Genomic DNA, 24,723 nt, shown 5'->3' with positions numbered 1-24,723 from the left:
TTTGTAATTTCGATTATGATGCATCAAAAGGTCCTCCTCTTGGTGTATTGGGTTCGCAACCTGCATCATAACGGAGGACCTTTTTTTGTGCAAGAGGCCACTTCACCTACTAACAGGAATGCTCCTGTGGCCGCGGGGGCCAGCAAGACCCCGTAGAGCTTTAGCTTGAGGAGGCTTGCCGGTACCGCCACGGAAAGCGAAGGGCACGCAGGCTTCATCTTTATTTCTGTACTCTAGAAGAAGTGCGAATATCAACGGTTTGGACGAAAACAGCGAAAGAAAGTATAACGAGAGTATGTAAAAAAGGGCGAAACGTAAGGTACCTGCCTTACGTTTCGCCCTCTTGCTTATAAATGTTCCGTTATTATTCTTTGTCTTTTTCCGGCTTTGGCTTAACAGAGAGGTTCAGCTCATCAAGCTGTGCATCACTCACACCGGCTGGCGCCTTCGTTAAAAGACAGCTCGCACTTGCGGTCTTAGGGAAAGCAATTGTTTCTCTAAGGTTTGAACGGCCTGCAAGAATCATAACGAGGCGGTCAAGGCCAAGGGCGATTCCCCCGTGTGGAGGCGTACCGTATTCAAATGCATCGAGAAGGAAACCGAACTGGCTTTTCGCTTCTTCTTCAGAGAAACCGAGTGCACTGAACATTTTCTCCTGAAGGTGACGCTCGTAAATACGCTGGGATCCTCCACCAAGTTCATATCCGTTTAATACAAGGTCATAGGCTTCAGCACGGACATTTTCCGGCTCACTTACAAGCTTCTCCTCGTCTTCTTTTACCGGACGTGTGAAGGGGTGGTGCTCAGCCACATAGCGGTCTTCATCCTCATCGTAAGAAAGAAGGGGGAATTCGGTTACCCACAGGAAGTTAAATTTTGACTGATCGATAAGATCATGGTCTCTAGCAAACTTCTGACGAAGGGCGCCTAAGCTGTCCCATGTTACTTTCACTTTGTCTGCAACAAAGAACAGAACGTCTCCTTCTTCTGCTTTAAAAGAACTGATTATCGCTTCACGTTCAGAAGCTTCAAAGAACTTGGCAATCGGTCCTTTTAATTCGCCGTCTGCTTCAACTTTGAGCCAGGCAAGACCCTTTGCCCCGTAAATTTCAACGAACGAACCGAGGCCATCCAGGTCTTTTCTTGAGTACTGGTCAGCCACACCTTTTACGCAAATCCCTTTAACAGCCCCGCCTTTTTCAACTGTGGACGCAAAGACTTTAAATCCGCTGTTCTTCACAACTTCAGATACGTCAACAAGTTCCATACCAAAGCGGGTGTCCGGTTTGTCTGATCCGTATCGGTTCATTGCGTCTTGATAAGTAAGTCTTTGGAAAGGACGGTCGACTTTAACGCCTTTTACCTTTTCAAGAAGGGAAACCATCATGTCCTCCATCATCTCAAGCAGGTCTTCTTTCTCCATGAAGGAAGCTTCAATATCCACTTGAGTAAACTCCGGCTGACGGTCCGCTCTTAAGTCCTCGTCACGGAAACAACGTGCCACTTGGTAGTAGCGCTCAAACCCGGAAACCATCAGCATCTGCTTAAACAACTGTGGAGATTGGGGAAGAGCGTAGAATTCACCATGATGCACACGGGAAGGAACGAGATAATCACGGGCACCTTCAGGCGTACTTTTCGTAAGCATTGGTGTTTCAATTTCCATAAAGGCCTCTTCATCGAGGAAGTCACGGATAAACTTCGTCGTTTTGTGACGAAGGTACATCGTCTCCTGCATCTTTGGACGGCGGAGGTCGAGGTAACGATATTTCAGACGTACGTCCTCTGATACGTCTACTTTATCTTCAATGACAAAGGGAAGACCTTTTGCTGCGTTTAATACTTCTATGCGGTCAACCATAACTTCAACGGCGCCGGTTTCGATCTTTTCATTTACGTTTTCAGCATCCCGGGCAATAACTTCCCCTTCTACTTCAATTACATATTCGTTACGGACTTTTTCTCCTGCTGCGAAAGCTTCGGGATTTTTTTCTCCGTTAAATACGATCTGTACAAATCCTGAACGGTCACGTAAATCAACGAAGATGACCTGTCCGAGGTCACGACGTTTTTTTACCCACCCTTTCAGGCGGACCCGTTCACCTATTAAATTTTCCAGCATTTCTGAGCATATATGTGTTCGTTTAGCCATGTTATTCTTCCCCTCTCTTGCTTTCAGTGATCTTCAATATTGCTTTATCTAAAGACAGATTTTCCTGTTCACCGGTGTTGAGATCTTTCAGTACGATAGTTTGCTGTGCGAGTTCTTCATCCCCTAAAATAAGTGTGAAGGAAGCATTTTGCCGGTCTGCGGCTTTAAATTGCGCCTTCATCTTTTTGCCCATATAGTCCGTATCAACTACGATGCCTTCACTTCTCAGTTTGTGTAAAAGACCCGGGGCTTTCCTCTTCGCTTCGTCTCCCATCGTAATCAGGTAAGCATCGATCGAGCTTTCCACTGGAAGGGCGATCCCTTGTGTTTCCAAAGCCATTAATAAACGTTCCAGGCTTAGAGCAAATCCGATACCCGGTGTTTCCGGGCCTCCGATTTCTTCGACAAGACCGTTATAACGACCACCGCCTGTAAGAGTCGTAATCGCCCCGAACCCTTCACCGTCAATCATAATTTCAAATGCAGTGTTGTTGTAATAGTCCAATCCTCGAACCAGACCAGGGTCAACTTCAAATGGGATGCTCATGGATGAAAGGTACGTTTGAACATTTTCGAAGTACGCTTTTGATTCGTCGTTTAAATACTTAAGTATGGACGGTGCCGAATTCATCAGCTCGTGATCACGATCTTTTTTACAATCGAGAATTCGGAGAGGATTCTTCTCCAGACGCTGCTGGCAATCACCGCAGAATTCACTTATTCTGGGCTTAAAGTGCTCAATCAACGCATTGCGGTGATTGTTGCGGCTCTCTTTATCACCGAGGCTGTTGATCACCAGCTTCAATCCTTTAAGGCCAAGTTCCTGGTAAAAGCTCATGGCAAGTGCGATTACTTCTGCATCGATTGCCGGATCGTCACTTCCCATGGCCTCTACGCCGAACTGTACAAATTGTCTCATACGTCCGGACTGCGGTCGTTCATAACGGAACATCGGTCCGATATAGTAGAGTTTCACAGGCTGACCAGCCCAACCGAACATTTTGTTTTCAACGTATGAACGAACGGTAGACGCCGTTCCCTCCGGTCTCAGGGTGAGGCTTCGGCCGCCTCTGTCTTCAAAGGTGTACATTTCTTTTTGTACGATATCTGTTGTATCACCAACACCCCGCTGGAACAGTTCAGTCTGTTCAAACATCGGGGTACGGATTTCTTTATAGTTATAGCGGCGGCACAGATCGTGGGCTTTTTGCTCCACATACTGCCACAATGCTGATGATTCAGGTAAAATATCCTGGGTTCCGCGAGGGATTTTAAAATTCATCTTTGTTTCCTCCTTGTTTTTTCTATGTATCAGACAGCTCACCAGATTGGGGAAAGGCGTTTAACCAGAAATACAAAGGTGCCTGGAAAACCGGTCCCATGCAACTTTTAAAAACACAAAAAACTCCCATCCCTGTCTGAAACAGGGACGAGAGTTTATTCCCGTGGTACCACCCTAGTTGAGATTTGCTTAGTCCTGATGGAAAGTCAAAAGCAAACTCCGCTTTCATTGATAACGCCATTCTTGGCGGCTTCTTCTAATGGGATCTCATGATCCGTTCAAAAAAACACCTACAGAGTGTTCGTTCATTGAGGTCTTTGAAAAGTGCTTTCAGCCTGTGGCACTTTTTCTCTGAAACAAAGGGATTCTCAACTACTTTGCTCTGTCGTCGGTTGTAGTTGTGTATTGAATTTAGGATGAATCTATCATACGAAGAGAAAAAGGTCTTGTCAAGAACATCTTATTTAATTTCTACCCATTTTCTTTTTCAATGTTTTTACATCGTGAAGGGAAAGGCCAAACTCACATGCCAGCTCAAAGTTTGTCTGTTCCTCTCCGTGCTCTGCAAACCTGTGCAGATCCACGTTCATGTATTGTCTTGTCTGGTGCTGTTTCTCCCGTTCACTGTGTCCGTTTCTCATCTGTCAGCCTCCGTCCGTCTTCTGCTTTCTTTTAGCATGTCCAAAAGAGAGCACATTTAGACGAGGGCTATTCTTTTCGTAAACACTGTTTTCGCATAGATTGAAGATGAAGCCTGCGTGCCCTTTGCTTTCCTTGGCGGTGCGGGCAAGCCTCTTCGGACTGCGTCCTGAGTGGTTTTGCCTGGCCCCCACGCCACAGAAGTTTCGGGCACTTCGGCTTCATTATCTTTTTCAGCAAATCCGCAAAAACAGCTATTCTTTACTGTCGATGATTAATGTAACCGGACCGTCATTCGTGAACGAAACATCCATCATAGCCCCAAAAACGCCTGTTTCAACGTGAAGGCCGTTATTTTTTAACCGGTTGTTGAAAGCTTCATAAAGTTCGTTTGCCTGGTCGGGCTTCGCTGCTCCCATAAAGTTCGGACGGCGTCCTTTCCGGCAGTCCCCATACAAAGTAAATTGGGAAACACTCAAAATCTCTCCTCCGGCATCTATGACACTGTTGTTCATTTTGCCATTTTCATCTTCAAAAATGCGCAGATGACTTACTTTGTCTGCACAAAAAATAACATCTTCCTCCGTATCCTCGTGAGTAACACCAACTAACAGCATAAGACCTTTGTCAATCTTACCTGTAACCTCACCGTCCACGACGACACGGCCCTCTTTAGAGCGCTGGACTACGATACGCATTTTTTCACTCCTTATGTAGGAAGCCACTGAAAAAGTAAAAGACCGTACTTTTTCAGTACCTTCATGTAAGCACAGGTTTCCTGAACAAAGTCAGAACACCTGCGGTTTAATGCATTACCCGGCGAACAGCGTAGATATCCGGGATTTGTTTAATACGATCCACTACCTTTTGAAGGTGGGCAACATTTTGAATTGAGATTGTCATGTCAATCGTTGCCATTTTATTTTTATCTGACTTCCCTGAAACTGCATTTATATTGGTTTTCGTTTCAGCCACTGCCTGGAGAACTTCGTTAAGAAGGCCCCGGCGGTCAAATCCTGAAATTTCAATATCCACATTGTAGTTCTTCGTTTTCTGCTGATCCCCTTCCCACTCTACCGGAAGGAGTCTTGTTTTTGCTTCGCTGTTATCGATATTCGGGCAGTCGCTCCGGTGGATACTTACACCGCGCCCTTTCGTAATATAACCGATGATATCGTCACCAGGTACAGGGTTACAGCAGCGGGATAAACGAATCAGAAGGTTGTCAATGCCTTTTACTCTGACACCAACGCTTCCTTTTTTCGGCGTTGAGTAAGACTTAAGGTCTTCAACCGCCTCTGTAATTGTCTGATTCTCTGCTTCTTCTTCCTGCTGTTTACGGATATTATCCGTCAGACGCGTAACAATCTGCGCTGCAGTAATGCCGTTATACCCAACTGCCGCATACATATCCTCGTCAGAAGTAAAGTTAAACTTATTTGCAACGCGGCTAAGGTTTTCAGTGGTGAGCACTTCCTTCTGCTCGTACCCTTTCCGGTCGATCTCACGCTCGATCAGATCCCGGCCCTTTTCCACGTTCTCTTCCCTGCGTTCTTTTTTAAACCACTGTCTGATTTTATTTTTCGCATGGGAACTCTGCGTCAGCTTAAGCCAGTCCTGACTCGGACCATAGGAATGCTTGGACGTGAGAATATCAACAATGTCTCCTGTTTTTAACTCATGATCAAGAGGGACCATCTTTCCATTCACTTTCGCACCTATACACCGGTTTCCAATCTCTGTATGAATCCGGAAGGCGAAATCAAGTGGAACCGAACCCTTTGGAAGCTCAATGACATCCCCTTTTGGTGTAAATACAAAGACCATATCAGAAAATAGGTCAATCTTAAGGGACTCCATAAATTCCTGAGCATCGTTTGTGTCATTCTGCCATTCAATAATCTCTCTGAACCACGATAGTTTCGTTTCAAGAGATTCATTGTTATCATCCACGTTTTTCTTTTCTTTATATGCCCAGTGCGCAGCCACACCGTATTCCGCTACTTTATGCATGTCTTCCGAACGGATCTGAACTTCAAGGGGATCCCCTTTCGGTCCGATCACTGTTGTGTGAAGAGATTGATACATGTTTGCTTTAGGCATGGCAATATAATCTTTAAACCGCCCCGGCATCGGCTTCCAGTGTGTATGAATAATGCCGAGTACCGCATAGCAGTCTTTAATATTTTTTACAATAATACGAACGGCAAGCAAGTCATAAATTTCATTAAACTGCTTGTTCTGGAGCGCCATTTTACGATAAATACTGTAAATATGCTTTGCCCGCCCGTTAATCTCTGCTTTCACACCTACGTTCCCGAGACGCTCGACAATTTTATTTTTCACCTCGTCGATATACGTTTCACGCTCGGCGCGCTTTTTTTTCATAAGGTTGACAATCCGGTAATACTGCTGCGGATTCAAATATCGCAGAGCTGTATCTTCAAGCTCCCACTTAATAGCAGAGATACCGAGACGGTGAGCGAGTGGTGCAAAGATCTCAAGTGTTTCATTGGCGATCCGGCGCTGTTTTTCCGGTGGCAAATGCTTCAAAGTACGCATATTGTGAAGACGGTCAGCAAGCTTGATTAAAATCACACGGATGTCTTTTGCCATGGCGACAAACATCTTCCGGTGATTTTCAGCCTGCTGCTCTTCTTTTGATTTGTATTTAATTTTACCGAGCTTCGTTACACCATCCACGAGCATGGCAACTTCATCGCCGAATTCCCTGGCGATTTCTTCGAGAGGCACATCCGTATCCTCCACTACATCGTGAAGGAATGCTGCTGCGATCGTGTTCGGGTCCATTCCAAGATCTGCGAGAATTCCGGCAACCTGAACAGGATGAGCAATATAGGGCTCACCGGATTTACGGAACTGGTCTTTATGTGACCTTTCTGCCATGAGGTAGGCATTGCGTAAAAAAGTCACATCCTGCTCGGATAAATATTCACTTGCTATTTGAAGCACTTGTTCACTTGTCATGAAATCACCTTACATCTAAAGATTTCTTCCATATCAAAGCAGAAGGATATGAGAATTTTGTCGAATATAAAAATGAAAGAAAACCCGGCTAATGCCGAGTTATCAGCAGAAGTAAGAATTGGTTTATTAACCGAGACGTCTTCCCCTGTAATCTATTCAAAGTTATTTACTGTAATAATGAATTGCCATTATCTTAACATAGTATATAAGAAAGTGTAATTTTTTTTTAGTATATATGTGAAAATAATTAGGAAGATAGGGTGAATCCAGATTTAAACAGGGCTTCAGCCTGGGTAACCAGCTCTTCTTATCCCCTTGAATTTACAAGGATACGGTTGGAGCAACTGCGCCATGCATTTGCAGAGTAGCTTAGATTAAGTGCTGATTCCTTCAGAGGCCGGCTCATAAGATGGAATACAATCTTATGAGCCGGCCTCTTTATGTTTGCCCTTTAGTATTGAACTAATGAGTACACATCGTAGTTTTTCAGTTTGTCACGGCCATCAAGGTAGGAAAGTTCGATCATGAAAACAATACCTGCTACAACGCCGCCAAGCTCTTCCACCATCTTGATTGTAGCTTCAATCGTACCCCCTGTTGCGAGAAGGTCGTCAGCGATAAGAACTTTTTGTCCAGGCTTAATTGCGTCTTTATGAATGTTCAGGCTGTCTTTGCCGTACTCAAGGCCGTAATCAACTTCCAGTACTTCACGCGGCAGTTTACCGGCTTTTCGTACAGGAGCGAAGCCTGCACCCATGGAATAAGCAATCGGACAGCCGACTACAAACCCCCGTGCTTCCGGTCCAACAACAACGTCGATGTCTTTTTCTTTAGCAAACTCAGCCATTTCGTCGATGGCTTTTTTGTATGCCTCTCCATTTTCCATCAACGTAGTGATATCTTTAAAGCGAATTCCTTCTTTCGGGAAATTCTCAACAACCGTAATATACTTTTTGAAATCCATCTCTTTGTCCTCCTGTAATCTCATGAACACCTAAACATTAATTTCTGTTACATTTTTTTGAATAAACGGTTCGAACCATTGCTTCAACGCACGGTAGGATGAATAAACGAGCTGATTTTCCAGTTCTCCCTGCTTCACTTGCTGCTGGTAAAGCCGTGAATCTGCAAGGGATTTTTTTGATGGCTTACTCTGAAGCGTTACAAACCCATTGTCCATTGTAACAAAATCCAATTCAAAAAACACCTTACTCATGAAAACGACCGTATCCTTTGTCCACCCTTTATGTTTCGCAAGGTCCTGAGCCTGCTTTTCGAGGTTAAAGGATCCGCGCTTTGTCAAAAATGCATAGTACCATTTGAAATGGTCCCTTGTGGGGATAGTCTGGAAAAACGTGTCATCCTCCTGGGCAAATACAGCATAAATCCGGCTGGGTACTCCACTTTCCAGAACAGCAGGAATATCTGTTTCACTACATGGAATGTCACCAAAAATCACAAAGGCCTCTGACAGGTCCGGTTTTTCCTGATCTCCTTTGGACAGATCATAAACAGCCACACCATGATTTTTCAATTCATTTGGTAATGTCGTTTCTTCTCTGAACTTTACATATACAAGGCGTTCCCCGGCAGTCTGTTCAATAAAGGAAGACCAGTTCACATGCTTCCCTCTCAGGTCAAATAACTGCCAGTCTTCTACTTTAATATCTTCAATAATCAACTGGGGCTTTACGTGTCCGTTCCACTCATTAATGGATACGTCACCAACAACGGATACCCTATCGAGCGGTGTAATATGTTCATACAGGTCGCCAATTCTAAATCCAATGCCGTCCAGCTTGGTTCCGTTATTTTCAAACGTCACTTTGAGGTGATCTTTGTTTGAGCCAATCTTTTTATATTGGTCTAGCTGAGTATTGGCTATCATTACTTTTGGCGACGGATGTCCGACTCCGAAGGGTGACAGCTTATGGAGGTCCCTGATGGCGTCTACCGTAATTTCACCTAGTTCTGCAACAATATCAATTTTCCTTGTGGGGATAAAATCTCCTTCTGTAAGGACTTCATCAGCCAGTCTGCCCAGCTTCGCTCTCAGCTTGTCGATATTTTCAATCTCCATTGTAAGCCCGGCTGCCATTGGATGACCGCCGAAATGGGGAAGCCACTCACGACACTGGGAAAGATTCTTGAACATGTCGAAACCTTCGATACTTCTGGCAGACCCTTTCGCCAGCCCTTTTTCAGAGTCCAGACTCAAAACGATCGTAGGGCGGTAATATTTTTCAACAAGTCTGGATGCTACAATGCCGATAACCCCTGCATTCCAGCCTTCCTGACCAACAACGATGACAGAGCCTGCCCCTTTGCTTTCCACCTGGGCGATGGCTTCTTTCGTAATGTCATTGACGATCTTCTGCCTGTCTTTATTGAGTGCATCAACTTCGTGAGCAATCTCCTCTGCTTCTTCCGGATTTTCAGTAATAAGCAGAGACACGGCCGGATCTGCTGAATCCAGTCTTCCTGCAGCATTCAGACGCGGTCCGAGGGCAAATCCCACGTGCTCTTCTGTTACTGCGTCTGTATCAATGCCGGAAAGCTCCATCAATGCCCTCAGCCCCGGACGATTTGTTTTGGCAACGGCTTTCAGTCCTTTTTGTACAAGAAAACGATTTTCATTAACAAGGGGAACAAGGTCAGCAATGGTTCCCAGGGTAAACAGATCCAGATACTCTTCAGGAAACCGGCCGATAAGAGCTTGTGAAGTTTTAAATGCAACCCCTACACCTGCCAGATCCTTAAACGGATAAGGGCAGTCATCCTGTTTATGATTTATGATAGCAAATGCGTCCGGAAGTTCCGGAGGCGGTTCATGGTGGTCGGTAATTATTAAATCCATTCCCAGTTCTTTGGCTACTGATGCTTCGTGGACAGCAGATATTCCAGTATCCACCGTTACGATCAGGCTGACATCGGATTCCTTTGCTTTTCTGAAAGCACCTTCATTTGGCCCGTAGCCTTCAGTAAACCTGTTAGGGACATAGTATCCCACGTTTGCGCCAAGGCTCCCGAGTGTCTGAAACATAACGGAAGTACTCGTAACACCATCCGCATCATAATCTCCAAAAACGAGAATTCGTTCTTTATTTTCAACCGCCTGTTTAATCCGGTCAACAGCCTTGTCCATTCCTTTAAATAGAAACGGATCATTCAGAACCGTTTCGTCCATCGTTAAAAACTGTCGTGCTTTTTCTGTATCATTCCATCCCCGCTGAACGAGTAATCTCGCAGCAAGAGTTGAAAGGTTCAACTCTTCTGCCAGACGTTCAACAAGAGGTTCTTCTGTTGTTTCAATGTTCCATCTGGCTTTTGATTTCAGCATAAAAACACCCCTGACCCACTCATTATACAAGAGGGAAACAGGGGTGACAACGCTCAAATCATGTTTGCCCTGAATCGGACACACCTTCTTCTTTTTTCGCTTTCTGACGCTCCTTTACACGGGAGCGTTCACTCGAATCCGGTTTCAATCTCTCATTTTCAGCCTCGAGTTTTCTTACACGCTGCTGAAGGCGGTAAATTTTATAAATACCTACACTTCCCACAATCAGGCCGCCCATAAGAACAGAACCGATAATGACCAGTACAAGGGGCCACTCGTTTTGCCCGAACAGATAATTCACTTCCACGGGATCTACATTGATGACCGCAAAAATGGAAATAACCAGTACAACAATAATGCCGATAATCAATCCCCATTGCCCTTTCACAATCCATCAGCTCCTTTTATTTACTGTCTTTGGAATATGGATTAATATGCACACGTACATCCTGGACATACTCATCTGTCATGAGTTGTTCTTTAACCCTTTTCCCGATTGCATGACCTTCTTCAACAGTAATATACGGATCTACTGCGATTTTTATATCAACAATCACATAATGCCCATGCTCTCTTGCAAACAGTTCATTTACTTCCATAACTCCCGTTACCTTACTGGCTTCTTCGTACATTTCCATAGTGTCTTCTTCATGAAGAACGTGATCAAGTGCATTATGGATGGCTTCACTTCCAAGTTTCCAGGCCATTTTCACAATAAGGATGGCTACGAAGAAACCTGCAACAGGATCCGCATAAACAAGCCAGTCTATTCCCATATTACCGCCGATTATCGATGCACCAATCCCCAGAAGGGCTGCCACTGATGAAAACACATCGGAACGGTGATGCCAGGCGTCTGTAATTAATGCATCACTCTTGTATTTTTTACCCAGATGAATCTTATATCGAAACATTAACTCTTTTGTAATGATCGAAAACACAATTGCATAAATTGCTGCTGTTCCCGGTATAAAGATAGGTTCAAATAGTGCCTTTACTGCATTTATCGCAATTTCCAGACCTACAACGAAGAGTAGAACAGCCACAATGATCGCTGTAATTGTCTCTGCTTTTCCGTGACCGTAGGGATGGTCTTCATCCGGCGGCATCTTAGCTGCCCTGACACCAACCAGAACCGCCACTGACCCTACGACGTCTGACGCTGAATGAACGGCGTCAGCAACCAGTGCACGGCTGTTTGCCATGATACCAACGATGGCTTTTACTGCAGCAAGAATAATATTACCGATAATGCCGACCCAGGCTCCGGTTCTTACTTTTTTATACCGTATGTCCTGATCTGTAGCTGAAGTGCTCATGGCGGTCTCTCCTCCTTATATGTATCCTTATATTCTACATGAATATGACAAGAAAAATTATCGGACTTTCGTGTTTTTATCGTTTACTTCCATCCCGGTTCTCATGCGAAGGGATTTTGAAAGCGGGCCGATTATTAAAAATCGTAATAGACGCAGCCGTAATGTCCTTCGCTTTCCGTGGAGATACCGGCGATCCTCCTCAGGACTTTGCCGAAGTCTCTGAAAAGACAGTCAGGGTTCGCTCCAATCAATCTTTTTAAAGGACCTTTGGTACATCATAAAACCAAAGCCCATTTTTGCTGCAATCAGAGCAGTGGTGACGTTATTATCAGACTTTGACTTTTTCAGGGCCCTCGCTTTGCCCCTCTAGAGTCTCGTATGTCTGACACTTCCAGACGAGTGCCGCATCAACTCCGCACGGTGCACTGTGATAACAAAAGATACAGATAACTCCGCCTGAACATATTTCAAGCCAGTTTTCATACGCCATGGCGAGAATATCATGCTCATGAACGTCTCTGTTAAACTCTGGTGTTGATTTCCGCTTTAAAAAGCTCAAAAGAAACAGAGTACCTCCTGCTCCGGTTACACAAAAGCACTCTGCTCAAAATAAGCAGAGTGCCTTTATTTGTTTAAGCTTCACTTTCACTTTCCTGAAGCTGCTTTGATTTAAATCGGGCTCTTTTAAGCTGGCGTGTCTTAAAAGTGAGCCATAACTGGGCAGCGATAAACAAGGAAGAATATGTTCCTGCTATGAGGCCCACCACAAGAGCCAGTGAGAACGTGCGGATACCTTCTCCACCGAAGATGAGAAGGGCACCTGCAGCGAACACAACAGTCAGGACAGTGTTGATGGATCTTGCCAGTGTCTGAACAAGACTTTTGTTCACAATACGTGCAAGATCTTCAAAGCCTCTTACCTTTTTCTCCAGCTTCATGTTCTCACGAATCCGGTCAAAGGTAACGATCGTATCGTTAATCGAATAACCGATTATCGTGAGAACTGCGGCAATGAATGGAATGTTCACTTCCATTTGAATGATACTGAAGAAGGTTAATATAAACAGTGCATCGTGGAAAAGGGCAATGATCGCTGCAATTCCATACCAGAATTCAAACCGGATCGATACATAAATGATAATCCCGACAGTAGCAATCAGCACACTGATAAGGGCATTTCGCGCAAGCTCCTCACCAACGATCGGTGTGACGCTGCTCACCGTCGGCGTGTTACCGTAAACATCTTCGAAGTGACGCTGTGCTTCGAGGACTTCAGACTGGCTGAGAACCCCGATAAAACTTGCACGTCCTACATCGTTGTTATCTCCGGCTAAAATGATGTCATCCGGAGTAAGTCCGACTGATGCAAATTCTTCTGCAATCTCTTCTTCAGTTACCGTATCTTCAGCCAGGACGTCCATCGTTGTCCCACTGCTGAAGTCAATGCCTAAATTCAGTCCGATTGTTGACAGGAGAATGATCCCGACAGTAAGCAATGCCGCTGAAAAGAGGAAGAACTTCTTGCGGTGTTTAACAAAATCCAGCTTTGTCGCTTCATGTTCAAAGTTCACTGATTTCACTCTCCTTTACACCGAACAGCTTTGGCTTCTTATTAAGAATACGGCTGTTCACCCATAAACCGAGCAGGAGTCTTGATCCGTAAACGGCAGTAATAAAACTTACCAGGATACTTGTTATAAGCATAACTGCGAAACCTTGAACGGCACTTGTACCGAAATAAAACAGAACCCCGGCTGCAAGAATGGTTGTAATGTTCGCATCGAGTATCGTCGATAATGATCTGCGGCTTCCTGCTTTAAACGCACTCATCGTCGACTTCCCGGAGCGCAGTTCGTCTTTAATCCGTTCATAGGTAATGATATTTGCATCAACAGCCATACCTACACCTAGAATCAAGGCTGCAATTCCAGGAAGTGTAAGTACCGCATTCATCCAGTTGAACACGACTAATACAAAGTAAATGTATACGGTCAACGTAATCACAGCAATGATTCCCATAAAGCGATAGTAAAGAAGCATGTAGGCAAAAATCAGTGCTATTCCGATGAAGCCTGCAGTGATGGCTAAATCCATCGCCCGTTCACCCAGTGAGGCACCTACAGAGTTTGAATAAATTTCTTCAAGCTCTACAGGAAGCGCTCCCGCGTTTAAAATCCCTGCGAGGTTTTGCGCTTCTTCAATAGTGAAGTCTCCTGTAATCATAATATCTGTTGTTCTGAGTACTTCATCAACATTGGGTGCCGAGATAATTTTCGAGTCTTCCTTCATGATCTCTTCATCAAAGGAATCTTCCTCATCATAGTCCAGCCAGATCGCCATTTGGTTATCAGGCCGCATTTCCATGATTTCTCTCGTTACATCCCCAAACAGGTTGGCATCCTGAATTGTAACTGTAACAATCGGTCGGTTTGTGTCCTGATGGAAGCTCTGCCGGGCTCCACCTTCCACGAGATCCGATCCATCGAGCATCAGATTATCGTTAACATCACGAAAGGACAGTCTCGCTTCTGTAGATAGAAGTTCCCTCGCTGCCTGTTGGTCTGTTACACCAGCAAGCTGCACCCGGATCCGGTCGTCTCCTTCAATACTCACATTCGGCTCGGATACCCCAAGCACGTCGATACGGGCATTAATCGCACTCACCGTATCGGTCAAAAGATCCCTGTCTATTTCCTGATTGTCACTGATCGGTGTGACTTCATAAAGCACTTCAAATCCGCCTTGCAGGTCAAGGCCCAGTTTAATATCATCTGCGTGATCCATGACGTTTGCAGCAATCAACCCCGCCAATGCTGCAACAATTGCAAAAAACAGTGCAATCCGCCACTTCTTGACGCCCCTTTTCTTTTTCATGCCTGCTTGTCCTCCTTAAGCTCAGAAGCTGACTGAACGAGACCGGCACTTCCCGTTCGTTCAACGGTTGGTATGGTCCTGTTGAAAATCCAATATTTTCATTATAGCGATTTTAAAAATTCAATGTCAATCTCATCTTACTTTTTCGAGAAGTCTTCCACGTTGAAATCATCGAGACTGAAAGCTCCTTCAGCTTCCTTTTCGAAGTAGTTTGGTGCCTTATACGCTTCGATGGTGAGAAAATTCATATACTCCGAAGATTTAAGGCTGAACACATCACCGATAAGTCTGTGTACACGAAAAGGTTCCTCCAGATCTCCTCTTTTAATGTCCTTCTGCCATTTTACCGTGACACACTGCCAAACATCTTCCACTGTCACTTTTTCATAACCGAGAAACTGCCATTCTTCGGCTTTACTTTCAAGGGCAGGCATCAGTTCACCTTTCCATTCATCGAAATTATTACTCATGTTCTCCTCTCCTCTCCGTATGTTAACCGAATAAACCGTATGTAAAAGCTGTTACTCCTACTGCGGCAATAAGAACTCCCGAACCAATAGCAATAAACGCCAGACGCGTAGGGATAAAGAACAGAATCGCTGCTAAACAGGCAGAATAAGCCCCTGTGGTTGGAAGAGGTACAGCAGTAAACAATATGAGTCCCACGGCTCCATACTTTTCAACCTTGTCGCTTTTCTTCATTGTCCGTTTATAAAGCCAGTCGTAAAAACGTTTGTAAACCGGTACACGCATAAGGAACTGACTGATGGGGCGGAACAAAATCAGAATCGGAAGAATTGGTAATAAATTTCCTATAATGGCATACATAAATGCTTCGTACCAAGGCATTCCGAAGCCCAATGCAGCTAAAGGAATACCGCCTCTCAGTTCAAGAATCGGCATTGCCGAAACGAGCACAACAAGAAGCTCCGGGGTTAAAAATGAAAAGTTCTCTACAAAAAAATCTGTCAATCTCTCTTTCAATGACTGTCGCTCCTTTAAATTAAACGGTGTATTTTATTAATTTACTGACTACACCGATCTTTTTCAATAGCTTATATATGTACTCTTAATACCTTTGACGATGCAGACAAGTTGTCATGCCTGGCCCCCTATTCAGCATATACATCTTTAAGGAAAAAATCTACATCCTCACGTGAATTCTTCCAACAATCTGAAGGCTTAAAACACGTGATGGCTTTTACCATAACCACATCTCTCAGGATCAGAGACTTCGGGATCGCAGAATTATACCTCAGTGGTTAACCAAACAAAAAGGCAGGGGCTTTTCATGACTAAACAGTCGTTTCTAAAAGGGGCATTCATCCTCATCATGGCAGGGTTGATTACACGAATACTGGGATTTGTAAATAAGATTGTTGTAGCACGGATCATGGGGGCAGAAGGCGTCGGTCTTTACATGATGGCGGTACCTACCCTCCTGCTCATCATAACACTCACCCAGCTAGGGCTTCCCGTTGCGATTTCGAAGCTCGTAGCCGAAGCAGATGCCAATGGAGACAGGACGAGAATCAAACGGATTCTCGTTGTCTCCATTGCGGTAACAGCTGTGCTGAGCGTGATTTTTACGACAGCCATGATTGTAGGTGCTCCTCTTATTTCTGAGACGCTGCTCACGGATTCACGGGCATTTTATCCTCTTGTTGCCATTTCGCCAATTGTGCCGATCGTGGCACTGTCTTCAGTTCTTCGCGGGTATTTCCAAGGGCTTCAGAATATGAAGCCGACAGCCTACTCACAGGTCATTGAACAGGTCGTCCGCATTACCCTTGTAGCTACATTTACTACGGCTCTTTTACCTTATGGAATTGAATACGCTGCAGCAGGTGCCATGATTTCAGTCGTAATCGGAGAACTTGTCTCTCTTCTGTATATGATTTACCAGTTTAAAAGAAGAAAGAAATTCAAAGTCCGTAAGCAGTTTTTTGACTATGTCAAAGGCTCCAAAACAACTTTCAACAATCTTATGGCGATTGCTTTACCTACAACGGGCAGCCGCCTGATCGGCTCTGTGAGTCTGTTTTTCGAGCCAATCGTAGTAGCCCAGAGCCTTGCGATTGCCGGCGTTGCGACTGCCGTTGCAACTGCACAGTACGGCGAACTGGCCGGGTTTGTCATTCCGCTTCTGCTTCTCCCGACATTTATTACCTATTCGTTAAGTGTTTCTCTCGTACCAGCAATAAGCGAAGCTGCGTCCCAGAAGCAATACGGCATTATTCACCACCGGCTCGGCCAGGCCTTGCGCCTGGCACTTGTATCGGGTGGCGGTGCTGCCGTAATCTTATATATGTTCGCAGAACCGGTGATGACACTTATGTACAACGCCCCTGAAGTAGCAGCATATGTCGTAATCATGGCCCCTTTCAGTATCTTTTTATACTTTCAGGGCCCTCTTCAGGCAGCTCTGCAGGCCCTCAATTTAGCTAAAGCTGCTATGTTTAACAGCCTCGTTGGTGCTGTAGTGAAAATAGCTGCGATTTTTGTTCTGGCCTCAAGACCTGAGCTCGGTATCATGGGGGCAGCCCTTGCGATTGTTACAGGCTTTATACTCGTTACTCTGCTTCATTTTGCCACACTGGCAAAGACAATCAGCTTCACGGTAAATTTGCGGGAGTTCGGTAAAGTACTGCTGATCATTATCATGTCAGGAGCCGTTGCATATGCTTCACTTAAGTATGTCACAATAGAAAGCAGTCTTTTGTGGCAGACTCTGGGTCAGATTGGGCTTACAACGATCACCTACACAGTGCTGCTCTTCTTGTTTAAGTTAATCAAAAAAGAAGAAGCAAGACGCCTTCCGGTAATTGGACGGTTCTTCTAGTGCTCAAATGTTATCAGGGACGTTTGCGGTTTATGGGAAGCGGTCTTGAATTCCCAACATTCATCCTGGAAGTTTTAAAATCAGGCTCTTTACTTATGGCGGTGTTAAAGAATATTGTTGGTTTATTAATAAAGTTGATTGCAGCGAATGTTCGACACTCCTGAGGGAGCGATGAGGGGTTACACCACGAATAAGCTGCGAGTTGCTTCGACGCACATATCTGCGCAGCGTTTCTGGTAGAGAAAGAAGCAGGCATAAAGCTCCTGGAGACTCACCGGCGCCCCTGCGAAGAGGGCGTGCGGTGAGCGTAAATCTACACCTGAGTTTAACAGATCTTTTGGTATAAATTGTTGCTATTTTCAAACCAGATAAGCCCCACCATTCCCCAACACACAACAAGCTGCCTGTTTAAGGACCAACAACCTTAAACAGGCAGCTTAGAAGTTTTTTTCGTCAATATAAAACGTTTGATTGTCGGTCATAATACAATAGGATATTTTCTTCACGTCCCTGTAACCGAGCTTTCTCAGTTCCTGTCTCAGCCAAAGGGGCGTCTTCCCCATTTTTTCAAGATGGGCCTTCTGCACCTTTCCGTCCAGAATCAGAGGAAGGGGCAGCTGCACCTCTTTTTTCTCCTCATTTTCCTTCTTTTTTATTATGGACAGGTCCCCTGATGGTTCCAAAATGGCGAATTCCACATCAGCAGGTGATTGGACATCGTTCTGCCTCAGCTGGGTTAAAAGATCATCGAAATTGTACCGTTGTTTTTTCATCTCTTTTTCATCAATTTCCCCCCGGCTAATGAGCAAAGAGGGCTTACCGTCAATCAATTTACGCAACCGCTCACTTTTCAGTGATATATAGGCCAAACTTACTTGAATGACCAGCAGAACAACCATGGGAAGCACCTGCTCCACCATAGGTACGGTTGTGTTTTCGATGGATACAACGGCTAATTCCGCAATCATGATCGATACGACAAAATCAACTATTGAAAGCTGGCCGATCTCACGTTTTCCCATCATTCGTAAAACGAGAAGGATGACAAAATAAATGACGATCGTCCTGGCTGCAATCGTTCCAATATCCACAACTCCCGCTCCTCGCTAAACGAACTTCATTCAGCCTTAGTTTCACCGAAGCTCACGATTGTGTACATTGTAATAGTTGGAAGAACAAAACGAAGAGGTTGACCTAAGGTCGTTTTTTACCTTTGGATCAACCTCGAAGCAATGAATCAAACTGCTGCGCTCTTTTAAAAGCCTGCAGGAGTAGTTTTTTTACAGCCGGACGAGCATCGTGAGCAGCCATTGCCAATTTCGTTTTAAGACACCTTCCTCTGATAATTTCTACAGATAAATAAGATACCTAAAGTAAATATAGATACTCGAAATCACAAAGGACACAATTGCAGCAGGTGCACCTATTTTCAGAAAATCAATGTAGGTGAACGGCTGCTTCGCCCTGACCGCCATTCCCGCGACAATTACGTTTGAACTAGCGCCGATCAGCGTGCCGTTCCCCCCAAGACATGCCCCAAGTGCCAGCGCCCACCAAAGAGGATCAAGGTTGGTCATACCATATTCCTGAAATTCAAGAATAACAGGGATCATGGCCGCAACGAAAGGGATATTATCTACGAACCCGGACAATAAACCTGATACCCACAAAATAAGCATAGCCGTTTTTGGAAGGTCCCCGTCTGTATAATGAATAATCGAACTTGCAATCTGATCAATGATCCCCACCTCTTTCAGTCCGCCCACAAGCATGAATAACCCGACAAAGAAAAACAGCGTTACCCATTCAATGGACTGAAACACCTCTTCTGTCTGCTGCTCATCATGTGTCAAAAACATCAGCAAAAGAGCTCCCGCCATGGCTACACTGGTTAATTCCACAGACAAAAGGGGCTGCAGTAAAAAACCAAGTGTTGTTACAGACAAAACAAATACGGATTTCACAAGAATCCTTCTATGCCGTAAAAAATCGGCCGGTCTGAGAGCCATGAGGGCTTTTCGTTCTTCCAATGACACATGAAGCTGCCCGCGGTAAAGAAAAGTTACCCAGCACATGATCACGATAAAAATAAACAAAACGACCGGTCCGAGGTGAATAAGAAAAGCATTAAACGTTAAGTGTTCAACAGCCTGACCAATCATCAGGTTTGGAGGATCACCAATGAGCGTTGCAGTACCTCCAATATTTGAAGCTAAAATCGTAGCCAGTAAGTATGGAATTGCAGATATTTTAAGTAATTTAGTAAGTGTGAAAACGATGGGGACAACGAGCAGAACTGTTGTAACGTTGTTTAAGAATGCAGAACCAACCGCGGTTAACGTAGAGACCATTATTAACAATGGTAAAGGACGGCCTTTCACAATCCTAGCCAGAGATATGGCCACGTACTCAAAAAAGCCACTCTGACTTGTAATCGATACAAGTATCATCATTGACAGTAAAAGAACAATCGTATGCCAGTCAATATGTTCCATAAACGCAGTATTTAAATCGAGCACACCGGCAAACAGCATAGCCACGCCCCCAAGACAGGCTACGAGTGCTCTGTTATATTTCTCACTGATAATAAACACGTAGCTGATCACAAAGATAACAAACGTGAGAATGAGATCCATTCAGACAGCCCCTCCCTCTTTTCAGTTCATTCTATGAACCTGCATGGACAATCATGTTTACTCACGTAAATTGCTCGTCTAAATTTGTACAAGTTGAATAGAATTTACTAAACGCAACTATAAAAGGAGGTATGAGTTTATGGAACAGAGACAAATATTCTCAAGTGCCCTGTACGGCATCCTGGCCATTTTAATCCTTGTACTCGCAGCGAGCTTTATCGTTTCGCTGTTTTTACGCTTCAGTTCAATGGAAGAAAGTTCAGTAGCCTGGTTTCTCGTGTTGTTCTCCTTTCTTGCTGTGTTCATTGGCGGTTTTATTGCCGGCGGGAAAGCAAAACGAAAAGGCTGGCTAGTTGGAGGTGCTACAGCTGTCCTGTACACCCTCGTCATTTTTCTCGTTCAGTTCCTGGGATACAACCAGCTCTTTGATTTGCAGCAGTCCCTTATGCACGCCGGTTACACCGGTGCCAGTGTGTTGGGAGGGATTCTCGGGGTCAATCTGATAGGAGGGAATTCGAGGGAATAGACGATGAAAATTCACAACGAAAAAACCAGCCCCAAAAGGAGCTGGTTTTTTAATTAGTCTCTGTTTGTTACGTCACGAACGGCCTGTCGGTCGAACGTAAGTTTACTTCCATTATCAACAACGACGATGATGCGTTCGTCATCAAGAGCATCAATCGTTCCGTGCAAGCCGCCGATTGTGATAATTTTATCACCTTTTTCAAGAGAAGAATGCATCTGCTGAATCTTCTTCTGGCGTTTTTGCTGCGGACGGATCAAAAGAAAATAAAAGATCGCGAACATAAGTAGTAATGGTACAATTGCACCTAACATATCCATAAGTTTCACCCCTTTCAAATCAATCCCGATCAGTATATATGATCATTCATAAGAGATCTTCCTCTGTTACTGATTGTTGACTCTCCCGTACTATTGTAGACAATTTTATACGTGAAAATCAATGAAAACATGTAAAACATACGAAAATGTTTGAATATAAACATGTTTTTAACCACTTAACGGGGAAACTCTCCCTGTAAGTTAAAAATTCTTCGCATCTTTTTTGTTAAAACCATATGCCTCAAAGAACTCTTCTCTGAAATCAAGCAGCCGGTCCTCCCGGATTGCCTCTCTGACTCTTTCCATGAGATTTACCAGGAAAAACAGGTTGTGATAGCTTGTCAGTCTGAATCCAAATGTTTCATTCGCCTTAATAAGGTGACGAATATAAGCTCTGGAATAATTTTTACATACATGGCATTCACAACTTTCATCAAGAGGCCGGTAATCGCGTGCATACTTTGCATTTCTTACAACAAGACGTCCTTCACTGGTCATAAGCGTTCCGTTTCTTGCTATACGGGTAGGCAGCACACAGTCAAACATATCCACTCCGCGAACAGCTCCGTCAATTAAGGAGTCAGGAGATCCTACTCCCATAAGGTAACGAGGTTTGTTTTCAGGCAGGAGAGGTGTTGTGAACTCAAGGGCCCGGTTCATAACATCTTTCGGTTCTCCGACACTTAACCCTCCGATAGCGTAGCCGGGAAAATCAAGAGACACAAGATCCTCTGCACTTTGTCTGCGTAAATCTTCGTATTCTCCTCCTTGAACAATACCAAAAAGCCCTTGCTCGCCGGGGCGCTTGTGGGCTTTGAGACACCGCTCTGCCCAGCGGGTCGTTCTCTCTACCGAAGCCTTCATATAATCATGTTCTGCAGGATAAGGAGGACACTCATCAAAAGCCATCATGATATCAGGGCCAAGGGCATTCTGAATCTCCATCGCCCCTTCAGGGGAAAGGAACATCTTCTCCCCGCTCAGGTGGTTCCGGAACTCGACCCCTTCTTCTGTAATCTTTCGCATATCACTCAGACTGAACACTTGAAATCCGCCCGAATCCGTCAAAATCGGCTTATCCCAGTTCATGAACTTATGAAGCCCTCCTGCTTCTTTGACAATCTCATGTCCCGGGCGGAGCCAGAGGTGATAAGTGTTACTCAGAATAATTTCCGCACCAAGCTCCTTTAACTCATCAGGGCTCATCGTTTTTACAGTGGCAAGAGTCCCGACCGGCATGAAGACCGGGGTCTCAAAAGAACCGTGCGGGGTATGGACGATGCCAAGTCTGGCCCCGGACTGTTTACAAGTTTTTATATGTTCATATGTGATTGGTGGCATTTCATTCACTTCCTTAAATTAATCCTTAAATCAACAGCATGGCGTCGCCGAAACTGAAAAACCGGTAGTCTTTTTCAACCGCTTCGTTGTATGCCTTCAATACGTTCTCACGGCCTGCAAAAGCACTTACGAGCATGACGAGTGTGGATTTTGGCAGGTGAAAATTGGTTAGAAGACCATCGAGTGCCTTAAACGAAAAACCAGGGTAAATAAAGATATCCGTCCATCCTGAAGAAGCAACAAACTCTCCCCCATGGTCACGGGTAATGGTCTCGAGGGTCCTTGCTGACGTAGTTCCTACCGCGATGATACGGCCTCCTTGCTGCCTTACGTCATTCAACTTACGGGCAGCTTCTTCATCCATCTGGTAAAATTCCGCATGCATTTTATGAGACTTCACATCGTCCACTGAAACCGGTCTGAAGGTGCCAAGGCCCACGTGAAGGGTGATGTTGACGACTGTTATACCTTTATTCACCGCTTCAGCGAGCAATTCCTCTGTAAAGTGAAGCCCGGCAGTAGGTGCTGCTGCCGATCCACGGTGTTTGGCATAAACAGTCTGATATCTCTCTTTTTCATCAAGCTGAGTCTGAATATAAGGCGGGAGCGGCATCTGACCAAGCTCGTCCAGAATTTCGTGGAAGATACCATCAAAAGAAAACTGAATTTCTCTGCGTCCCTCCGGCAGTTCTTTCACACATGTGCCAGTCAGCTTACCATCACCAAAGTTCACCTTCGTGCCCACCTTGAGTCTTTTCGCAGGCTTTACAAGAGCTTCCCACGTGTGCTCACCTTTATCGGTTAACAATAACACTTCGATTTTTGCCCCTGTTTCTTCCTTCATTCCCAGAAGCCTTGCAGGAATAACACGGGTATTATTAATGACCAGGGCATCTCCTTCCTGCAGGTAACTCAGCATATCAGTAAAAGTCCGGTGCTCAATCTCACCAATTTTTCTGTTCATTACAAGGAGACGGGATTGTGTCCGGTCTCTTAACGGCGTTTGCGCGATCAAACGGTCCGGAAGGTTAAAATCAAACTGTGAAACGTCCATAAAACTACCTCTTCTTTCCTACAAAAAATATATGCCTACTTAGTATAGTAAAAACAAGCCTCAACCGCCACTTTCTTTTTCAGGACCACAACCCTGTATCAATTTTCCATGATGAGGGAGACTTTTCTGTACACAAATAAAGCGAACCCGGAAATCCGGGTCCGGTAACTTACCTCATACGGCCGATAAAATAGAAAATCAAAGACAGTACAATACTTATTACAATAGATGTAACGATTGGAAAATAAACGGTTGTATTTCCCCGGGTAAACAGGATGTCTCCCGGCAACTTTCCTAAATTAATAAACCGTCCTCCCACCTGCCAGATAAGGCCTGCTATAATCAGGACTGCTCCAAGAGTGATGAGCAGCTTAGGTATACTTATCAAAGCTTTGGCACCTCCAGGTTAAAATGATCGTAAACTCTGTGTGTTACCATTCTTCCCCGGGGAGTCCTCTGTAAAAAGCCAATTTGTAACAAATAAGGTTCATAAACATCTTCTATGGTGTGAGATTCTTCGCCAATGGTGGCCGCAATCGTATCGAGCCCGACCGGACCGCCTCTGAATTTCTCAATCATCCCTCTGAGAAGTTTGTGATCAATGTGATCGAGTCCTTCTTTATCCACCTGCAAAAGCTCAAGCGCCTGATTTGTGATTGCATCATTAACACTTCCGTCTGCTCTCACCTGGGCAAAGTCCCGTACGCGCCTGAGAAGCCTGTTGGCGATTCGCGGCGTTCCCCTTGAACGTCTCGCAATTTCAGCACTGGCATTGACATCTATCTCAACCTCCATTACATCAGCTGTCCTCGTTACAATTTCGGACAGTTCCTCATGTGTGTAATATTCAAGCCTGGATACCACACCAAACCGGTCTCTCAGTGGAGCTGACAGCATCCCCGCCCGTGTCGTTGCCCCAACCAGGGTGAAAGGAGGCAGATCAAGCCGGACAGACCGTGCTGAGGGGCCTTTACCGATAACAATATCAAGACAGAAGTCCTCCATTGCAGGGTAGAGTACCTCCTCCACAGCTCGGTTTAACCTGTGAATCTCATCGATAAACAGCACATCGCCGGGCTCGAGGGCTGTGAGGATGGCAGCCAGATCTCCGGGGCGCTCAATGGCAGGACCCGCAGTCGTTCTTAAATTAACGCCCATTTCATTTGAAATGATCGTTGCCAGGGTTGTCTTGCCAAGTCCGGGCGGTCCGTAAAGAAGGACATGGTCGAGTGACTCCTCACGCATTTTTGCCGCTTCAATGAATACTTTTAAATTTTCTTTAACCGTCTGCTGACCGATATACTGGGAGAGCCGCTGAGGTCTGAGGGATAACTCTGCCCACTCTTCCTCTCTCTGGGTCTCTCCGCTCACAATCCGTTCTTCCATTTCGATATCCTCCGATCCCATATGAGC

The 24,723-nt window shown here is 44.9% G+C and carries 22 protein-coding genes and 1 other annotated feature; of the genes, 2 read left to right on the top strand and 20 right to left on the bottom strand.

Annotated elements, in window-relative coordinates:
- Positions 1–364: 364 nt before the first annotated feature.
- The 13 genes from aspS to JSY36_RS18955 all read right to left on the bottom strand — a co-directional run bounded on the left by aspS (position 365) and on the right by JSY36_RS18955 (position 15,578).
- Positions 365–2,152 carry an aspartate--tRNA ligase gene (aspS, locus tag JSY36_RS19015; RefSeq protein WP_205167583.1) on the bottom strand — a complete coding sequence of 596 codons (1,788 nt, stop codon included), beginning with the start codon at positions 2,150–2,152 and terminating at the stop codon, positions 365–367.
- Between the two features lies 1 nt (position 2,153).
- A complete protein-coding gene (gene hisS / locus JSY36_RS19010) occupies positions 2,154–3,434 on the bottom strand; it encodes a histidine--tRNA ligase (RefSeq protein WP_205167582.1) in 1,281 nt (426 codons plus the stop codon).
- Between the two features lie 140 nt (positions 3,435–3,574).
- Positions 3,575–3,832 (bottom strand) — a binding site (T-box leader).
- A 66-nt stretch (positions 3,833–3,898) separates the two neighbouring features.
- A complete protein-coding gene (locus tag JSY36_RS19005; protein ID WP_183163672.1) occupies positions 3,899–4,075 on the bottom strand; it encodes a hypothetical protein in 177 nt (58 codons plus the stop codon).
- Positions 4,076–4,327: 252 nt separating this feature from the next.
- A complete protein-coding gene (gene dtd / locus JSY36_RS19000) occupies positions 4,328–4,771 on the bottom strand; it encodes a D-aminoacyl-tRNA deacylase (RefSeq protein WP_205167581.1) in 444 nt (147 codons plus the stop codon).
- Positions 4,772–4,877: 106 nt separating this feature from the next.
- Positions 4,878–7,061 (bottom strand): RelA/SpoT family protein, encoded by a 2,184-nt coding sequence (locus JSY36_RS18995; protein WP_122896278.1) that lies wholly within the window; start codon positions 7,059–7,061, stop codon positions 4,878–4,880.
- A 451-nt stretch (positions 7,062–7,512) separates the two neighbouring features.
- Positions 7,513–8,025, bottom strand: a complete 513-nt coding sequence (locus tag JSY36_RS18990) for an adenine phosphoribosyltransferase (protein ID WP_205167580.1) — start codon at positions 8,023–8,025, stop codon at positions 7,513–7,515.
- Between the two features lie 30 nt (positions 8,026–8,055).
- Positions 8,056–10,401 carry a single-stranded-DNA-specific exonuclease RecJ gene (gene recJ, locus JSY36_RS18985; RefSeq protein WP_205167579.1) on the bottom strand — a complete coding sequence of 782 codons (2,346 nt, stop codon included), beginning with the start codon at positions 10,399–10,401 and terminating at the stop codon, positions 8,056–8,058.
- A 58-nt stretch (positions 10,402–10,459) separates the two neighbouring features.
- Positions 10,460–10,789 carry a LapA family protein gene (locus tag JSY36_RS18980; RefSeq protein WP_122896275.1) on the bottom strand — a complete coding sequence of 110 codons (330 nt, stop codon included), beginning with the start codon at positions 10,787–10,789 and terminating at the stop codon, positions 10,460–10,462.
- A 16-nt stretch (positions 10,790–10,805) separates the two neighbouring features.
- Positions 10,806–11,720 carry a cation diffusion facilitator family transporter gene (locus JSY36_RS18975; protein WP_122896274.1) on the bottom strand — a complete coding sequence of 305 codons (915 nt, stop codon included), beginning with the start codon at positions 11,718–11,720 and terminating at the stop codon, positions 10,806–10,808.
- 632 nt (positions 11,721–12,352) lie between these two features.
- Positions 12,353–13,291, bottom strand: a complete 939-nt coding sequence (secF, locus tag JSY36_RS18970) for a protein translocase subunit SecF (RefSeq protein WP_183163671.1) — start codon at positions 13,289–13,291, stop codon at positions 12,353–12,355.
- The gene (gene secD, locus JSY36_RS18965) at positions 13,281–14,594 is read right to left on the bottom strand and encodes a protein translocase subunit SecD (protein ID WP_205167578.1); all 1,314 of its coding nucleotides are present in this window, start codon (positions 14,592–14,594) and stop codon (positions 13,281–13,283) included. Before secD ends, secF begins: the two co-directional genes overlap by 11 nt.
- A gap of 137 nt (positions 14,595–14,731) precedes the next feature.
- A complete protein-coding gene (locus JSY36_RS18960; RefSeq protein WP_205167577.1) occupies positions 14,732–15,064 on the bottom strand; it encodes a post-transcriptional regulator in 333 nt (110 codons plus the stop codon).
- Between the two features lie 22 nt (positions 15,065–15,086).
- Positions 15,087–15,578 carry a COG2426 family protein gene (locus JSY36_RS18955; RefSeq protein WP_236785176.1) on the bottom strand — a complete coding sequence of 164 codons (492 nt, stop codon included), beginning with the start codon at positions 15,576–15,578 and terminating at the stop codon, positions 15,087–15,089.
- A 307-nt stretch (positions 15,579–15,885) separates the two neighbouring features.
- Here JSY36_RS18955 and spoVB point away from each other — a divergent pair, with 307 nt between their 5' ends.
- Positions 15,886–17,436, top strand: a complete 1,551-nt coding sequence (spoVB, locus tag JSY36_RS18950; protein WP_205167576.1) for a stage V sporulation protein B — start codon at positions 15,886–15,888, stop codon at positions 17,434–17,436.
- A gap of 437 nt (positions 17,437–17,873) precedes the next feature.
- Here the strand turns inward: spoVB and JSY36_RS18945 are convergent, their stop codons facing one another.
- Positions 17,874–18,527: a DUF421 domain-containing protein gene (locus JSY36_RS18945; RefSeq protein ID WP_336511543.1), complete on the bottom strand. Its 654-nt coding sequence runs from the start codon at positions 18,525–18,527 to the stop codon at positions 17,874–17,876.
- A 258-nt stretch (positions 18,528–18,785) separates the two neighbouring features.
- Complete coding sequence (locus tag JSY36_RS18940; RefSeq protein WP_205167575.1) at positions 18,786–20,072, bottom strand: ArsB/NhaD family transporter; 1,287 nt, start codon at positions 20,070–20,072, stop codon at positions 18,786–18,788.
- A 139-nt stretch (positions 20,073–20,211) separates the two neighbouring features.
- On the opposite strand from JSY36_RS18940, the gene JSY36_RS18935 reads away from it, so the two are divergent.
- Positions 20,212–20,598 (top strand): TIGR04086 family membrane protein, encoded by a 387-nt coding sequence (locus JSY36_RS18935; protein ID WP_205167574.1) that lies wholly within the window; start codon positions 20,212–20,214, stop codon positions 20,596–20,598.
- Between the two features lie 53 nt (positions 20,599–20,651).
- On the opposite strand, the gene yajC is transcribed toward JSY36_RS18935, so the two are convergent.
- From yajC to ruvB, 5 genes are all read right to left on the bottom strand, one after another.
- Complete coding sequence (yajC, locus tag JSY36_RS18930; RefSeq protein ID WP_205167573.1) at positions 20,652–20,915, bottom strand: preprotein translocase subunit YajC; 264 nt, start codon at positions 20,913–20,915, stop codon at positions 20,652–20,654.
- A 201-nt stretch (positions 20,916–21,116) separates the two neighbouring features.
- Positions 21,117–22,256, bottom strand: a complete 1,140-nt coding sequence (tgt, locus tag JSY36_RS18925) for a tRNA guanosine(34) transglycosylase Tgt (protein WP_205167572.1) — start codon at positions 22,254–22,256, stop codon at positions 21,117–21,119.
- Between the two features lie 25 nt (positions 22,257–22,281).
- A complete protein-coding gene (gene queA, locus JSY36_RS18920; protein ID WP_205167571.1) occupies positions 22,282–23,310 on the bottom strand; it encodes a tRNA preQ1(34) S-adenosylmethionine ribosyltransferase-isomerase QueA in 1,029 nt (342 codons plus the stop codon).
- Between the two features lie 169 nt (positions 23,311–23,479).
- The gene (locus JSY36_RS18915) at positions 23,480–23,698 is read right to left on the bottom strand and encodes a DUF2905 domain-containing protein (protein WP_205167570.1); all 219 of its coding nucleotides are present in this window, start codon (positions 23,696–23,698) and stop codon (positions 23,480–23,482) included.
- Positions 23,695–24,696 (bottom strand): Holliday junction branch migration DNA helicase RuvB, encoded by a 1,002-nt coding sequence (gene ruvB, locus JSY36_RS18910; RefSeq protein WP_122896264.1) that lies wholly within the window; start codon positions 24,694–24,696, stop codon positions 23,695–23,697. Before ruvB ends, JSY36_RS18915 begins: the two co-directional genes overlap by 4 nt.
- Between the last annotated feature and the right edge of the window lie 27 nt (positions 24,697–24,723).

It is taken from the genome of Alteribacter salitolerans, assembly GCF_016901055.1.
GTDB classification, from domain to species: Bacteria; Bacillota; Bacilli; order Bacillales; family Salisediminibacteriaceae; genus Alteribacter; species Alteribacter keqinensis.
This window is presented reverse-complemented; position numbering and strand designations above follow the sequence as displayed.